The organism is Methanobrevibacter sp. TLL-48-HuF1, assembly GCF_023617305.1.
GTDB classification, from domain to species: Archaea; Methanobacteriota; Methanobacteria; order Methanobacteriales; family Methanobacteriaceae; genus Methanocatella; species Methanocatella intestini.
This window is the reverse complement of sequence record NZ_CP081485.1, coordinates 672,501-687,330: the sequence shown is the minus strand read 5'-3', so window position 1 is coordinate 687,330 and position 14,830 is coordinate 672,501. Positions and strand designations below refer to the sequence as shown.

Genomic DNA, 14,830 nt, shown 5'->3' with positions numbered 1-14,830 from the left:
TTATTCCTCCTTAAGTCCTATCCAGGTAACTTCTTTTTCTGGATTTTTTGTTTTTTCATAAACTTCCAAGATTGATTCTGGAGTAATGTCTCTTCCACCTAAACCAATAATAAATCCGTATGCTTCTTTATGGATTTTTGCTTTAATATCAGTGTAAAGAGCACCACCAATTCCGAATGTTACATTTTTATCAAGAACTGCTAATTTTGAAGCATTTTTAACAGCTTCATCAATAGCTTCAACAGGGAATGGTCTGTAAGCTCTAACTTTAAGCAAACCTACTTTTTCACCTTTGTTTCTTAATTCATCAATCATAACTCTTAAAGTACTGCACATTGAACCCATAGCCACGAAAATGATGTCTGCATCGTCTGTTTTATAAGTGTCAATAAGACCATACTCTCTGCCAAATATTTCGGCAAATTCTTTGCAGGTTTCTTCAATAACTGGAATTGATTTTTCCATAGCTACTTGCATATCATGTCTTGCTTCAAGATAGTAATCAGGATCAGCTAATGTACCTATAGACATTGGTTCATTAGGATCCAAGAAAGCATGTTTTGGAACATATGGAGGTAAGAATTTATCTGCATCTTCCTGAGTTGGAATTTCTACAGGTTCTACAGTATGGGTTAAAATAAATCCATCTAAACATACCATTGATGGAAGTAAAACATCATAGTTTTCAGAAATTTTATATGCCATTAATGTAGTATCTAAAGCTTCCTGTGCACTTTCAACATAAATTTGCAACCATCCTGCATCTCTTTGTGCAATTGAATCTTGTTGATCATTCCAGATATTTAATGGTGCAGATATTGCCCTATTTGCATCAGCCAATACGATTGGAGTTCTCATACCTGCTGCTGCAAATAATATTTCATGCATTAACATTAATCCTTGTGAAGATGTTGCAGTAAATACTCTTACTCCAGCACTACTTGCTCCGACAGATGCACTGATTGCACTGTGTTCAGATTCCACTTTCACATATTTTGCATCAATTTTTTCATCTGCAACATATTGTGCAAGGTATTCTGAAATTGTTGTTTGCGGTGTAATTGGATAAACAGGAATAACTTGTGGTTTAGCTAATCTTACAGCTTCTGCAACTGCTTTATTTGCTGTCATAACTTCTTTTGTCATTTCTTCACTCCCTATTCTTTAATCATTTCGATTGCATCTGAAGGACATTCATATGCGCAAATTCCGCATCCTTTACAGTAATCGTAATTAATGTCATGTTGTTTATTTACACTGGAGTCCGGACAGAAAATAATACAATTGTCACAATCGATACATTTTTCTTTATCTAAAACAGGTTTAAAAGTTCTCCAACTTCCAGTTTTGTTATTTTTACTACTTCCAGGTGTTTTTATTACACATCCGATAGCTACCATTTTTAATTCACCTTCTCCTTATGTTTTATCCCATGTCATAAGCTTTTTTTGTAGCTTCTGCATTTAATTCCCCAACTTTTCCAGGGAATGTTTCTTTAATTACTTCAATAAGTGATTCGATACTTACAACGTGAGTTTTTTTAGCAAAGTATCCTAAGATAATTGTGTTAACAATATTGCGGCCTAATAAATCTAATGCAATTCCTGTTGCATCAATGCTGTGAACTGGATGTTCACCAGATCCTTTAAATTCTTCAGCAATATTGATAATTACTTCAGTATTTTCTTTTATTCCAGAAAATACATCCACCACATTCATTAATCCATCATCAAGAACTAATACATAGTCTGGATTGTATACTTGGTATCTTATGTCAATTGGTTTGTCATCAATTCTGGTAAAAGCCATTACTGGTGCTCCCCTACGTTCAACTCCAAAGAAAGGGAAAGATTGAACATATTTACCATCTTTAAAAGCAGCTTTTGCCAAAATCTCAGCAGCAGTTACGGACCCTTGTCCACCACGTCCGTGAAAACGAATTTCAATCATTTAGTCTCCTCCATAGTTTATCATGTATAATCATTATAAATTACAAAATATATAAAGTTTATCATGGATAATCATTATAGATTTCATAATCGTTTTTTAGTTAATATTTTATATTATTTATGTTGCTAAATGATGTATATTGCTTTGTTTTGTAGTTACTTATAATAATTAAATAGTCATATAACTATTAATATTATGAATAGGTGGGGGAGTTTATGAAAGTTTTAATTATTACTGGAAATTTAGCATATCCTTTAATTAAAAATGTTGTAGCTAATGCTAATGTTGAGGTTATAATTCATATAGCTGATAATACACAGGTAGCTGCATTTTTAACTCCTAGAATTATTATTAATGAAATAAAAACTCATTTTGCTAATCAGTTAGATGAAATTGATATGATTTTAGTTCCAGGTTTAATAAAGAAAGGAACCAGGGAAATAACAAAAGAATTGGGAATTCCTACTTTTAAAGGTTCAACTGACGGAGCTGATTTGGCTATGGTTTTAAATTTAATTGATCAAATTGAATTGTCTGAAGATAAACCTGCAGATAAACTAATTGAAGAGGAAAAAAGAAAAGAAGCTTTAAAATTCATTGATGATTTTGAAAATGATGAAAAAACCATTGAAAAATTATTGGAAAAACCTAATAATATTCTGGTTGGAAATCTCCCGGTAGGTGAAGATTTTCCAATGAGAGTATTGTCTGAAATAGCTAACGCCCCATTTTTATCAAAAGAAGCTTTAATTCATAAATGTCAGTATTTTGTTGATTCAGGAGCTGATATGATTGATATTGGTATGGCAGCAGGTGAAGATTTTTCAGATAAAGTTCCGGAATTGATTGATACATTAAGGCCAATTGTTGGAGATAGGCCATTAAGTATTGATACATTAAATGCAAAAGAAATTGAAGCAGCTGCAAAACATGGTATTGATTTGGTATTAAGTTTGGATTTGGGAAATAATTCTAAAGTACTTGATATTTTAAAAGAAACTAATACTCCGGCTGTTTTGCTTCCAACTAATTTTTCAGAAGGTTTCACTCCAAAAACTCCTGAAGAAAGAGTTGATGCAATGAAACAGCTAATTGAAGATACAAAAGGCATTGATTATGTTGCAGATTTAATTTTGGACCCTGTAAACAGCAGCAGTATTGTTGAATCAATTATGGCCTGTTTCGAATTTCATAAAATAAATAAAGCACCAATGTTTTTCGGAGTTGGAAATGTTACTGAACTGATGGATGCAGACTCTGGAGGAGTCAATGTTCTGCTTGCAGGAATAGGGATGGAATTAGGTGTAAGTATATTATTTACTCCAGAAGAAAGCGGAAAAACAAGAGGCAGTGTTTATGAATTATCAACTGCATCTAAAATGATGTTTTTAGCTAAGCATAGAGGTTCTATTCCAAAGGATTTGGGAATTAACCTTGTTGCATTTAAAGATAAACATAAACGACTGGATATTATTGAAACTGAAACTGATGGAGTTCCGGAAGTTAAACAGACTAAACCTATGAAATTTGTAAGAGACAAGGCAGGGAGCTTTAAAATCAGTGTTGATTATGGAACTACAGTTAAAGCCAGCAGAATTATAGCTACACATTTTAAAAAGAACAAAGCTGATTTGGTGATTGTTGGAGATACTGCAAAAGAAATTTATGAAGAAATAATAGATAAAAAACTTGTAACAAGAATGGAGCATGCTGCATATTTGGGAAGTGAGCTTCAAAAAGCACAAATAGCCATGATTACTGGAAAGGAATATGTTCAGGATTTTGATTTATTTAAAAATCCTGATGAATTCAAAACTTAATTGGATTCACTATCTGCACTTTCCTGAACACTTTCTCCACTATCTTCACTTTCACCAGCTGCTTGGGATGGTTCTTCAATTTGACTGGAGCCACCGGAATCAATAGAATTGGAACTGTCGTAAGAAATTTCTGAATTATCACTTCCAGAGTCGGTATGTATGTTAATGTTTCCAAGTGTAAAAATTCCAGTAGCAACTATAATAATCATGATTAATGTTATAATAATTGCATTTTCTGTTTTCATAATTCAACCTCATTATCTATTATTTCAAAACTTTTAAATAAATGCATCATTAATACTTGTAATTATATATAAAATAAAGAAGGTTTGATTGTGCAAATTGACGATTTATCTGTTAAAAAAATTGACAAAATTCTTTTAAATGAAAATTATGTCCCGGATAACGAGATTTCAACAACATTATATTTATCTTTTTTACTTGGAAAACCAATGCTTATTGAAGGACCTCCAGGTGTTGGAAAAACACAGTTAGCTAAAGTAATAGCCAGTGCTTTTGACATGGATTTCTTTAGGATTCAGTGTTATGAAGGTATTACTTTTGAACAAATTGTTGGAGAATGGAATTATCAAAAACAATTGCTTCACCTTGAAGCAGCTAAAAACGAGTCTGATAATGAAGAAAAAATATTTCATGAAGAATTCTTTATAAGACGTCCTTTATTAAATGCTTTTTTAAATGAAAAGGATTCTGTTTTACTTATTGATGAAATTGATAAAGCAGATGAGGAAGTTGAAAGTTTTTTACTTCAGGCATTAGGTGAAAAAGAAATAACTATAAATGATTTAGGAACATTCCAGTTAGCAAATGATTTAATTGTTATTTTAACTTCCAACTCTCAAAGGTCTTTACTTGATGAAACTAAGGACAGATGTTTATTCTTATATATTCCATATCCTTCAGTTGAACGTGAAATTGAAATTGTTAAATCAAGACTTCCTGAAGCTGAGAATGAAACAGTTTCAAAAATAGTTAAAATAGTGCATGAGATACGTAATCTTAATTTAATGAAAAAACCGTCTGTAAGGGGAACTGTAGATTGGGTTAGATCAGTTTCCAGTTTAGGTACTAAAAATTTCAATAAATCTTTAGAGGATAGTATTGGTGTTGCTATTAAAACTGAAAGTGATAAAAAAAGAGTTTTAAAAGACGTAATTCATAAGAAATATTAATTGTAATGATATTATGATTGATAAAGTTGCAGAATTGTCTCATCAGTTAAGAGAAGTAGGTTTACCTGTCAGTATTAGGAGTACACACTCAGCTGCTCAAGTTTATCAGGATTTGGGCGAAAATGATAGAAATCTTTTAAAAACAGCCTTAAGAGCAATTTATGTTAAAGATAAGTATGATATTCCTAAGTTTAACAAGATTTTTGAAAATGTTTTCAAAAAAGAAGCCCGAAAAAAAGAGGTTCTTGATGCCGAACAGAGAGGTAAAGCTTACAAAGGAACAGGACCTAAATCCAATAAGTATATTATTAAAAAACAGGGTAATGTTTCCACCAAACTCAAGAAAGAAAAAATCAATAATGAAAAACTGAAACAGTTATCAGGCCAGCCTTTACTTGATGAAGTTCAAAAACTTGAAAGAGACGGGGAATTATTAAATAAGGATTTGACAAAACTTAACAAATTCGATCCAAGAATGCTTGAAATCTGTCAAAGATTAGGTAGGAAAATAGCTAATAAACGTTCAAGAAGGAAAATCCAGACAAGTTCAAATAGAATAGACATTAGAAGAACCATAAGAGTAAATATGAAATATGGTGGTGTTCCTTTTGAACTGATTAAGGCTAAACCACGTCCTCACAAAAATGAACATTTGTTTCTAAATGATATCAGCGGGTCCTGTGAATGGATCAGCAGCTGGTTTTTCATGTTGATGTTTTCAGCTCAAAGTGCATTTAAAAATTCAAGAACTTTTGAATTTGATAATAAGGTTATTGAAACAACTAAAGCTTTAAAAGAAGAGTATTTAATTGATGCATTTACAAAAGTTAAAGATATGAGACTTAAAAATGCAATGGTTCACGGAACATCTAATATGTATACTTCATTTGAGAAATTTATGGATTTGGCTAAGTTAAATAACAAGTCTTATGTTATTATACTGTCTGATTGCAGAGATTGGGCAGGACCTAAAGTAAAAGGTGTTCCGGCCAGTGTAGATTTAGTTGGTGAAATGGTTAAAAATTCTAAAAAAGTTGTAATATTAAATCCTGAAGACAGAAATAAATGGGATATTGTAGATAGTTGTGTTTCATTATATGAAGATGCAGGTGCCCATATATTTGAAGTAAATACTTTAAATCAATTAGCTCAATTTGTAGAGCAAATGTAGGTGTAGTTATGCAGTGCAGTAAATGCGGTAATTCGCAGGTTATTATTAAAAAACACCAATCCGGTCAATATTTATGTAAGGATTGTTTTATTGAATCAATTGAAAAAAAAGTTATTAAAACAGTTAAAAAGGAAAAATTATTGGATAAGGGAGACAAAGTTTTAGTTGCACTTTCAGGAGGTAAAGACAGTGTAACAACTTTGGAAATCTTGAACAGTTTCCGTAAAAGAAATATTATAGACATCTGTGCAGTAACTGTTGATGAAGGAATTGATAACTATCGTCAGGAAGGTGTGGACATAGCTACCCGTCATGCGAAACGTTTAGGTATTGAACATAAAGTAGTTTCTCTTAAAAAGGAATATGGTATAACATTAGATGAGATAATGCAAAAAGAGAATCATATTGGATCCTGCAGTTACTGTGGCGTTTTCAGAAGAACTATAATAAATAAGGCTGCCCGTGAAATGGGAGCTACTAAAATAGCTACCGGTCATAATTTGGATGATGAAGTTCAGGCTATTATGATGAATTATCTTGAGGGAAACACTGATAATTTAACTAAGTTAGGTGCTAAAACATCTTCAAAAGCTAAAGAATTCACAGTTAAAATTAAACCTTTACGTGAAATTCCGGAAAGGGAAATAGGTTTGTATGTAGTTGCAAAAGAACTGGAAGTTCATTTTGACAGCTGTCCTTATGCACAGCAGTCATTTAGAGGCGAAGTTTCAGATTTGATAAATAAACTTTCTGAAAAACATCCTACAATAAAATATTCAACACTTAGGGGATATGATAAGATTAAGGAAGTTATTGGTGACGGTTTTAAAAAAACTTATCCTCAGTCAAGGTGTGAAAGGTGTGGTGAACCTTCAGCCAACAGATTATGTAAGGCATGTACATTTTTAGAGGAATTGGGAAAGTGATAATATGACATTCACATTAAAATTTAAAGATATTGATGAGAAAAGGGAAATACCAAAAGAAAATTACACAATTAAAGATTTATTAAATGATTTGGAGTTATCTTCACAAACTATTGTTCCAAAACAGAACGGGGACTTGGTTATTGAAGAAAGTGAAATCCGAGATGATGATGAAATACAGTTAGTTCAAATTATTTATGGTGGTTAAGTGAAAATCAACTATGAATGTGGTGCATGTTTTTTAAGACAGGCAAAAGAGGCTATGGATTTGGCTAGTGATGATGAGGACCTTAAAATAGAACTTATGAATGACATTTTCACATTTTTAAGTTCTAATTTCTATAAAACAACCAATTCAAATAAAACAGGTTCAGTTATTCATAACATGATTCAGGAAAAAACAGGCTGTGAAGATCCGTATATTAAAGAAAAAATTGCAGGTAATCAGATAGCTTTAAAATATTTGCCGACAGTTAAGGAAGTTCTCAAAAAGAATAACAGTTTGGAAAACTATGTTAAAATAGCTATTATAGGAAATATTCTGGATTTTGGAGCATTTACTATAGATACTGATGTTGGAAGTTTAATAAGTTCTGCTTTAGAAAGAGATTTGGCTGTTAAAGATATTGGCGAGTTTGAAAATGCCTTAAAAAAATATGATAAAGTATTGTATTTAGTGGATAATACTGGTGAAATTGTATTTGACAAACTTTTACTTTCTAAAATGAAGCAGTACGACTTGGATATTACAATAGCTGTCAAATCCAGACCAATTATAAATGATGCATGTATGGAAGATGCAGTCAATGTTGGATTAGATGAATTTGGAGAAATTGTTGAAATAGGTGCTGGAACTGTCGGATATGTGGACAGTGAAATTTCAGAGGAATTTAGAGAAATTTTTTCATCTCATGATTTTATAATTTCTAAAGGAATGGGAAATTATGAGGGGCTAACTGAAATAGATTTGTCATCTAAGGAAGTTTTCTTTTTATTATGCTCAAAATGTACAACAATTTCAAAAGATATTGGTGTAAACTTACATGATATGTTGCTTTTAAAAAATAGAAACTAATATATTTGATAATTTATTATAATATATTCATGAAAAAATGTAGTTTATATTTCATTATTTTCATAATACTTGTCATTATTGCATTAAGTGGATGGTTTTCAATTAATGGGGATTTTGAAAAAGAAGAAGCTTCCGAATCAGAGTTTAACATTATTGATACTGCAGGAACTTTGTCTGAAGCACTTCAAAAAGCTAAAACTAGTGATAAAGAAGTTTTTGCTGTTTTTGAATCAGATACCTGTACTTATTGTCATCAGTTAAGGCAGAACACCCTGAATGATGCACAAATTATGGATAAGCTTAATGAAAGTTATGTAGTTGTTATAATTAATGTTAATGACAATCCTGAAATAGCTGGTAAGTATAATGTTTATTCAACACCTACTATGCTTATTTTAGACAGTGAAGGTAATGAATTAAAGTCTATTGAAGGTTATTATGGTCCGAAAGATTTAATAAACATGATTTGAGGGGATATTGTGGAAATTGTTCTGGCGGTTTCTTTTATTACAGGAGTAATTTCAATTTTATCTCCCTGTATTTTACCCGTTTTACCTATTTTTATAGGATTTAATTTAAAAAAAAGAAAGAATACAGAGATCATTTCATTTGTTTTAGGTTTATTTGCTATTTTTATAGTTATACTATTTGCAACAGTATATTTTACAATAGCTATTTATAAATACTTAAATTATATTCGAGTTATATCTGCATTTTTCCTGCTTTTAATTGGAGGATTTTTATTAACTTCCTGTTCCTGCAAGTTTCCAGCATTAACTTATAAAAGCAGAGATAATGCATTTATTTTAGGATTTCTAACTTCTTTATCATGGGCACCATGTTACAGCGGTTATCTGATTTCACTTTTAACATTGCTTGTAAGTTCAGGAAATCCAGTATTTGTAGCATTCAACATTCTTTTGTATTGCATTGGTTTCGGATTAACATTATTAATCTTGGGATATATAATTTCTAACATTGATATCTCAAGGTTTGCTAAAAAAACTGAATATATTCAGAAAATATTTGCAGTATTAATTATAATTGGGGCTGTTTACATGTTAATAACTGCTCTTGGAGGAATTTTGTGAAAATAGGATTTATAGGTTTTGGAAAGGTAGCTAAAAACTTAACAGGATTGATTGACTCTGAAAATATTACTTTTTTAACATCTGCCCAAAACAGGTCAGAAAATACCATTGAAAATATGAAAAAGTCAGATGTGGAAATTTTAGATACTTTTAAAGAGGTAGCTGCTTTTTCAGACATTTTAATTTCTGCTAATAGTCCCAGTCAGGCACTGGACATAGCTGCTGAATATGGAAAATATTCTAAAGGGATTTACATAGATTTAAATAATATTTCTCCTAAAACAACTTTAAAAATCAATGAATATGTGGATAATTTTGTAGACGGAGCAATTATCGGAAAAATAGATGCTCCAAATCCTGTATTGTATTTGTCCGGAAAAAACTTGGAAAAGCTGGATTTTCTGGATGATTTTTTGGAAGTTCACAAAATTAGTGAAAATCCCGGTGATGTATCTAAGCTGAAATTACTTAGAAGTATGTATACAAAGTCTCTTTCAGCTGTTTTAATGGAAAGCTTGGAAATAGCTGAAAATTTAGATTTGAAAGATGAATTTTTTGATATTTTAACTTTAACTGAAGGCAATGATTTTAAAAAAAAGGCTTTGTCAAGAATTAACAATACAAAAAATGCTAAAAAAAGAAAGGCGGAAGAATTAGAACAGATTATTGGTTATTTTGAAAATCATGATTTAACAATGGTTAAAGCTTCTTTTAAAAAGCTTAGCCAATAGTTATATCAACTTTATATCCTTTTTTATCCTTTCTGATGCTGGCACTTGTCGGGATAAAGTTTGAATCCATAATGTATCTGAGGTAAGTCACTTCTTTTGCAGGTAATCTTAAATTGGTTTTAATCTTTTTACCGTCTGCTTTTAGCTGAACTGAAATTTTATTGTCTTTATCAATATATAAATCAGCATTCAGTCCTTCTGAAATAATTTTAGTTTCGAATTTAGTTAAATTTAAACCGGCATGAATATTTAAAGGAGGATTATCAACTTTAATATTTTTGCTTCTAAAGGTTTCATTGGCTGTTTTAGCATTTACTCCTTTTTCACCCTCACTTGCAACATACCATGCTCTGTCAATTACTTTTTGAACTTTCTGACCTTCAGGAATAACGCCTTTTGCTTCATAACTTTTCATCAGGTCCATTACTTCTTTTTTAGTGACTTCTTCTTCAATAGCACTTACAGCCAGTCTTGTCATAACAGGTCCGTAATTAGCTCTTCTAAATACTGCCCAAATTGACTCGGGATCTCTGTAAACTCTTCTTTTAATTATTTCATTTATGGTGTTCCCGTTCAGGTAAGCTATCTTTTCAAGATTTCCTCTTGAATATGTATTCATTCTTTTATAAATTTCAGCCCAATTGCGCTGGCCGGGAATTCTGCCTGCAGCTATTTCATCTTCAAGAATGTCAATAGTTGTTTTTGGAAGTAATTTTCTGGTTTCTTTAGGAATTACCATATCATTATCTAAAATAGATTTTCTGATTTTTCTTCCGGAATATTTTTCTTTGTTAAACTCAGGAATCACATGATATTCTAAAGGAGATCCCAGAAATTCATTTAATGCATACCAGCGTATTTCATTTCTGTTGGGATAATTTTTAGGCATTCCAACGAAATTTCTCTCTTTAACAAATTTTTGAGCTTTGTTTTTAATTTCATCAAGTGAAATATGTGCTGATGTAATATAATCAGTAGCACCATCTTCATACATTTTATTTAATCTGATTGGAACACTATAAGATAAAACAAGTCTGTGATGAAGTCCTTCAAATGATTTTACTTTATCTGCCCCAAGAGCTAAAGCCATATCTCGCCTGGCTTCAAAATTTACAAAAAATGGGCCGTGATTAGCACTGTATCCTTTATTTAAATATACTACTAGCTTTTTTTGCTTTTCATCAGCTAGTTTTTTTGCTTCTTTAATTAATTTTTCATGACCTTTGTGTACAGGGTCAAAGTCTGCACTAATAGCTATCAATTTCAACACCAAAAAAGAAAAAGTGGATGGGGATTAACCATCTATAATTTTTAAAACACCGGTTATTACTAACCATAATCCGATTAAAGTACCTAAAATAATAGGATCTGCAACATAAGTACCAATGATTATGTAAACTAAACCTAATATTATTCCGCTTATACCTATATAAAATCCGAATCTTGCATGACGGTTGTTAACTAAAGCAACAACTCCCACAATAATCAGTACAATTCCTGCAAGATAAAGTGAAATTTCTGCAAGAAATGCAAATAGATTAGGATTGAATATTAAACCAAGACTTAAGAATAATAGCATAATTCCTAAAATTAAATCGATAATTGCTCCGGATTTATTATAATCTATAATAGCTACTCCTACAACAAGCAGATAAATAGAGATTAAAAGAACAGATAAACCTATTAAGGAACTAGTTCCAATAACACCAATCATTGGAAATGCGATGATTATTATTCCTAAAATGATAGCCAGTAAACTAACAAATTTATTTTTCATCTTTTTCCTCCGTATTAATTTTAATATTTTATATATTCATATATTTTTTCTTTAAAGTAGTTAAAATTATCCATGCAAAATTTTATCATACTGTTTGGATAATATTAATAATTATTGATTTAGCCGGAAATAGTGATATGAATTTTAAAAAATATATTAAGTATATTCCTTTTTTGATATTTTTAATGATTTTGTTGTGTTATCATTGGAAATTAGCAGTAGTTACTGCAGATTATCCTACTTTCCAAACAATAGTTTCAAAGCATCCTTTATGGTCATTAACTAAAGACGGATTTTTAAGCTACAGGTATGCAACTTGGAGTTCAAGGTCTCTTATAGAATTTGATGTAGGTATATTGGTATCTGTTCCTGCAGAAATTTGGAGAATAGTGGATTCAGTTATTTTTGTAGCTATTGCTATACTGTTAAGTAAATTACTGGTTAATGATGATGAAAAAAGCTTCTTTTATAATTGTCTGGCTTGCTTTTTTGTAGGTTTATTCATAATATCTTTTTCTAAGATTTTGGAATCTGCAGGATGGTTAGCAACTACAACAAATTACATATGGCCAATTTGTTTTATATTGCTGCATTTTTATTTGCTGAAAGAATATGTATTTAAAAATAGGGATTTGTCTAAATTTAAAAAAATAGCACTATATCTGATTTTAATTGTCACATTAATGGAAGCTGTCAGCTCTGAACAGTTACTGGCAATGGTTGGTGGAGCATATGTATTTGTTATAGGTTACTGTCTGTATAAAAAGATTGAAATTCCGAAGGTGATTTATTTATTTGTAGGTTTAATAGTTTTGAATTTCATTTATGATTTCTGCTGTCCGGGAAATGTAAACAGGGTAAATGTAGTTACTAAACTTGGATTTCCAGATTATTCCAACTTCAATATTATAAATAAACTGGATGTAGGAATTAATTATTTCTTCAGCTGGATTTTAATGGCAAAAGACATATTTTCAGTAATTTTCCTTGCTTTACTTGCGGTTTATAGTTATCTGATATCTGATAAAAGGAAAATAATGCTGCTTACTTTTATTCCTGCTTTGATTGTATTGTTTTTTGCAGCAGCAGGATTTGCAAATTTCAGTGATGTCTATAGCTATTTTGATTTGACTAATCTGAAATACGGTTTATTAAGTTTAGGATTTATAAGAATGATAAGCTGCGGTGTTCTCTATCTTATAATTGCATTGGTGCCGTTATATTCAGTTTATATGATTTATAAAAACAATAAAGAATTGGGTTATTTTATATTTGCACTATTGGTGCTGGGTTTCGGATCTGTGATTATTTCAGGTTTTACACCTTCATTAACAAGTGATGATAGAATATATCTGAATTATCTGTTTATAATGGTGATTTTGGATTATCTGCTGATTAATAAACTATTGGAATTTAAAAATAAAAATTAAATCTGATACTTTTATCATATCAGAAAAAAACACTTTTTTTAATATAATGGGAGATGTTTTACAGGTACAGCTGATTTATTCATATCTGCATTATTAACTTCAGCCAGCCATTTGTTTTTACAATCACAGTCATAGTCAATTGGAGTTTGTGTTAAGTTATTGGCTATTATCATGTGTTTTAAATCTTTATTGCATTTTTTACAATTGTAAGGACCACGTCTTGAACCGAAACCTGAAGTGTCAAGTAATGCAGGAATATTTAACTCTTTACGTACAGTATTTATAATTTCAATACAGCTCCAAATCCATGGTGGCTGATATGCTCCTTTTCTCCACATTCTTTCAATTAAAGTTCCTCCATGTATTGTAGCCGGACAAAAGGACACTCTGTCAACATTATGGTCGGCACAGTATCTTGCAGTTTCAATAGCTTCATCAATAGCTTCTTTTTCATTTAAAAGAATAGGTTTTACAAAAATATATGCTTTGGATTTAAGATTATAACCTTTTTTGCTGTTTAATTTTTGAATTAATGAAACTGCTTTGTTGAAATCATCAAGAGTGAATCCTTTATTTATTTTTTTAAGTCTGGTATAATCATTGGAAGTTTCTAAACCCATACTAATTTCAAATAAAGTATCTCCGATAATATCTGTTATTTCATCAATGTATTCTTCCTTAACATATTCTGCTCTTGATTCAACTACAATTTCATGAACATTACCTAAATCCATTAAAATATTTAAAATTTCATCACGGGCATCTTTTGGAAGTTCACGAGGATTTAAAAAACTTCCTGAAGCAAATAATTTAACGGTTATCTTATCTTCTTCGTTAATAGGAAAACGGTTAAGGTGCTCTTTGAATATAGTTACTATAGTTTCGCTGTCAATCGATTCCAGTGTGCAGTCTGAAACATAGCTGCACATTGTACATCCTCCGCTGTCACCTATTGCCCAGGAACATCCTGGAGTAGGTAAAATAATAAACAGGGTTTTTGCAACTCCGTCATAAGTTAAATCATCATTATACCAGCTAGCAGCTACCTGATTAGGTGTTTTCGGATCTTTTCTCTCAAATGCCCTAGCTCTAATTTCTTTAGTTAAGTTTTCAATCTCCATTATATATACCTTATAATAAAATTAATATTAATATTTAAGGTGTTGATATAATTAAAAACTTTGCTAATAGTGATGATATAATCCTGAAAAAATACGGATTCGAAAATAAAAAAGTAAATTCAATTTTCAATAAACGAAAAGGGAAAAGAAATTTTAATCTCTTTTTGGAAGATTATACTATTAATCCCTATATGGGATGCTCATTTGACTGTGTATACTGTTATATAAATGGAAGCAAATATGCAAAGAAAACCAATAGCTATTATGTAAAATCCAATGCCTGTGATTTGGTTTATAATAAATTAAAGAAATTATCCAGAAATCACGAAAGAGCATTTTTGAATTTAGGTTCGGCATCTGATCCATATATGGAAATAGAAAAGGAATTGGAATTAACCCGGGAAATTTTAAAGATATTTCTAAGGTTTAAATATCCGGTACATATTATAACAAAATCTGACTTAATCTTAAGAGATATGGATATTTTAAAGAAGCTGAATGATACAGCTGTATTGCCTGATGATTTGAAAAACTTGAAATCAAAA

Annotated in this window: 18 protein-coding genes (1 of these 18 running past the window's edge); 11 read left to right on the top strand and 7 right to left on the bottom strand. The window is 30.7% G+C overall.

Annotated features, from left to right (window positions below; all coding sequences use genetic code 11):
• The 3 genes from porA to K4897_RS03360 are packed head-to-tail and all read right to left on the bottom strand — an operon-like array spanning window position 1 to window position 1,950.
• Window positions 1-1,146, bottom strand: a complete 1,146-nt coding sequence (porA, locus tag K4897_RS03370) for a pyruvate synthase subunit PorA (RefSeq protein ID WP_019266428.1) — start codon at window positions 1,144-1,146, stop codon at window positions 1-3.
• A gap of 11 nt (window positions 1,147-1,157) precedes the next feature.
• A complete protein-coding gene (gene porD / locus K4897_RS03365; protein WP_019264487.1) occupies window positions 1,158-1,400 on the bottom strand; it encodes a pyruvate synthase subunit PorD in 243 nt (80 codons plus the stop codon).
• A gap of 25 nt (window positions 1,401-1,425) precedes the next feature.
• Window positions 1,426-1,950, bottom strand: coding sequence for a pyruvate ferredoxin oxidoreductase subunit gamma (locus tag K4897_RS03360; protein ID WP_019264486.1), 525 nt, complete (start codon window positions 1,948-1,950; stop codon window positions 1,426-1,428).
• Between the two features lie 215 nt (window positions 1,951-2,165).
• Here K4897_RS03360 and K4897_RS03355 point away from each other — a divergent pair, with 215 nt between their 5' ends.
• A complete protein-coding gene (locus K4897_RS03355) occupies window positions 2,166-3,770 on the top strand; it encodes a dihydropteroate synthase-like protein (protein ID WP_019264485.1) in 1,605 nt (534 codons plus the stop codon).
• Here the strand turns inward: K4897_RS03355 and K4897_RS03350 are convergent.
• Window positions 3,767-4,015, bottom strand: coding sequence for a hypothetical protein (locus tag K4897_RS03350; RefSeq protein WP_250416710.1), 249 nt, complete (start codon window positions 4,013-4,015; stop codon window positions 3,767-3,769). The two genes, K4897_RS03355 and K4897_RS03350, sit on opposite strands and share 4 nt — an antisense overlap.
• 90 nt (window positions 4,016-4,105) lie before the next feature.
• Between K4897_RS03350 and K4897_RS03345 the strand changes: the two genes are divergently transcribed.
• Genes K4897_RS03345 through K4897_RS03310 form a run of 8 tightly spaced genes read left to right on the top strand, consistent with a single transcriptional unit; the run spans window position 4,106 to window position 9,957 of the window.
• Window positions 4,106-4,963: a MoxR family ATPase gene (locus K4897_RS03345; protein ID WP_019264483.1), complete on the top strand. Its 858-nt coding sequence runs from the start codon at window positions 4,106-4,108 to the stop codon at window positions 4,961-4,963.
• Window positions 4,964-4,976: 13 nt separating this feature from the next.
• A complete protein-coding gene (locus K4897_RS03340) occupies window positions 4,977-6,134 on the top strand; it encodes a VWA domain-containing protein (protein ID WP_019264482.1) in 1,158 nt (385 codons plus the stop codon).
• 8 nt (window positions 6,135-6,142) lie between these two features.
• A complete protein-coding gene (locus K4897_RS03335; protein ID WP_250416707.1) occupies window positions 6,143-7,060 on the top strand; it encodes a TIGR00269 family protein in 918 nt (305 codons plus the stop codon).
• Between the two features lie 4 nt (window positions 7,061-7,064).
• Window positions 7,065-7,268, top strand: coding sequence for a MoaD/ThiS family protein (locus tag K4897_RS03330; protein ID WP_250416705.1), 204 nt, complete (start codon window positions 7,065-7,067; stop codon window positions 7,266-7,268).
• On the top strand, window positions 7,269-8,135 hold the full coding sequence (locus K4897_RS03325) for a DUF89 domain-containing protein (RefSeq protein WP_250416702.1): 867 nt from the start codon (window positions 7,269-7,271) through the stop codon (window positions 8,133-8,135).
• Between the two features lie 29 nt (window positions 8,136-8,164).
• The gene (locus K4897_RS03320) at window positions 8,165-8,605 is read left to right on the top strand and encodes a thioredoxin family protein (RefSeq protein WP_019264478.1); all 441 of its coding nucleotides are present in this window, start codon (window positions 8,165-8,167) and stop codon (window positions 8,603-8,605) included.
• A 9-nt stretch (window positions 8,606-8,614) separates the two neighbouring features.
• A complete protein-coding gene (locus tag K4897_RS03315) occupies window positions 8,615-9,226 on the top strand; it encodes a cytochrome c biogenesis CcdA family protein (RefSeq protein ID WP_250416700.1) in 612 nt (203 codons plus the stop codon).
• Window positions 9,223-9,957, top strand: a complete 735-nt coding sequence (locus K4897_RS03310; RefSeq protein WP_250416698.1) for an NAD(P)-binding domain-containing protein — start codon at window positions 9,223-9,225, stop codon at window positions 9,955-9,957. The genes K4897_RS03315 and K4897_RS03310 overlap by 4 nt, the downstream gene beginning before the upstream one ends.
• Here the strand turns inward: K4897_RS03310 and K4897_RS03305 are convergent.
• On the bottom strand, window positions 9,947-11,227 hold the full coding sequence (locus K4897_RS03305; RefSeq protein WP_250416695.1) for an adenylyltransferase/cytidyltransferase family protein: 1,281 nt from the start codon (window positions 11,225-11,227) through the stop codon (window positions 9,947-9,949). The two genes, K4897_RS03310 and K4897_RS03305, sit on opposite strands and share 11 nt — an antisense overlap.
• A 24-nt stretch (window positions 11,228-11,251) precedes the next feature.
• Entirely contained in the window at window positions 11,252-11,734 is a 483-nt protein-coding gene (locus K4897_RS03300) for a DUF308 domain-containing protein (RefSeq protein WP_250416692.1), read from the bottom strand.
• 137 nt (window positions 11,735-11,871) lie between these two features.
• Here K4897_RS03300 and K4897_RS03295 point away from each other — a divergent pair, with 137 nt between their 5' ends.
• Window positions 11,872-13,164 carry a DUF6056 family protein gene (locus K4897_RS03295; RefSeq protein WP_250416690.1) on the top strand — a complete coding sequence of 431 codons (1,293 nt, stop codon included), beginning with the start codon at window positions 11,872-11,874 and terminating at the stop codon, window positions 13,162-13,164.
• A gap of 38 nt (window positions 13,165-13,202) precedes the next feature.
• Here K4897_RS03295 and K4897_RS03290 read toward each other — a convergent pair whose 3' ends face one another.
• Window positions 13,203-14,285, bottom strand: coding sequence for an archaeosine biosynthesis radical SAM protein RaSEA (locus K4897_RS03290; RefSeq protein WP_019264472.1), 1,083 nt, complete (start codon window positions 14,283-14,285; stop codon window positions 13,203-13,205).
• Between the two features lie 191 nt (window positions 14,286-14,476).
• On the opposite strand from K4897_RS03290, the gene K4897_RS03285 reads away from it, so the two are divergent.
• Window positions 14,477-14,830: the 5' portion of a radical SAM protein gene (locus tag K4897_RS03285; protein ID WP_250416944.1), read on the top strand. The gene runs 438 nt beyond the window's last position; the window shows 354 of its 792 coding nt (coding positions 1-354); it begins with the start codon at window positions 14,477-14,479; its stop codon lies off the right edge, out of view.

Coding starts and splice junctions, on each gene's coding strand:
- porA (WP_019266428.1), bottom strand. CDS start 1,146: ATGACAAAAGAAGTTATGACAGCAAATAAAGCAGTTGCAGAAGCTGTA.
- porD (WP_019264487.1), bottom strand. CDS start 1,400: ATGGTAGCTATCGGATGTGTAATAAAAACACCTGGAAGTAGTAAAAAT.
- K4897_RS03360 (WP_019264486.1), bottom strand. CDS start 1,950: ATGATTGAAATTCGTTTTCACGGACGTGGTGGACAAGGGTCCGTAACT.
- K4897_RS03355 (WP_019264485.1), top strand. CDS start 2,166: ATGAAAGTTTTAATTATTACTGGAAATTTAGCATATCCTTTAATTAAA.
- K4897_RS03350 (WP_250416710.1), bottom strand. CDS start 4,015: ATGAAAACAGAAAATGCAATTATTATAACATTAATCATGATTATTATA.
- K4897_RS03340 (WP_019264482.1), top strand. CDS start 4,977: ATGATTGATAAAGTTGCAGAATTGTCTCATCAGTTAAGAGAAGTAGGT.
- K4897_RS03335 (WP_250416707.1), top strand. CDS start 6,143: ATGCAGTGCAGTAAATGCGGTAATTCGCAGGTTATTATTAAAAAACAC.
- K4897_RS03330 (WP_250416705.1), top strand. CDS start 7,065: ATGACATTCACATTAAAATTTAAAGATATTGATGAGAAAAGGGAAATA.
- K4897_RS03320 (WP_019264478.1), top strand. CDS start 8,165: ATGAAAAAATGTAGTTTATATTTCATTATTTTCATAATACTTGTCATT.
- K4897_RS03300 (WP_250416692.1), bottom strand. CDS start 11,734: ATGAAAAATAAATTTGTTAGTTTACTGGCTATCATTTTAGGAATAATA.
- K4897_RS03295 (WP_250416690.1), top strand. CDS start 11,872: ATGAATTTTAAAAAATATATTAAGTATATTCCTTTTTTGATATTTTTA.
- K4897_RS03290 (WP_019264472.1), bottom strand. CDS start 14,285: ATGGAGATTGAAAACTTAACTAAAGAAATTAGAGCTAGGGCATTTGAG.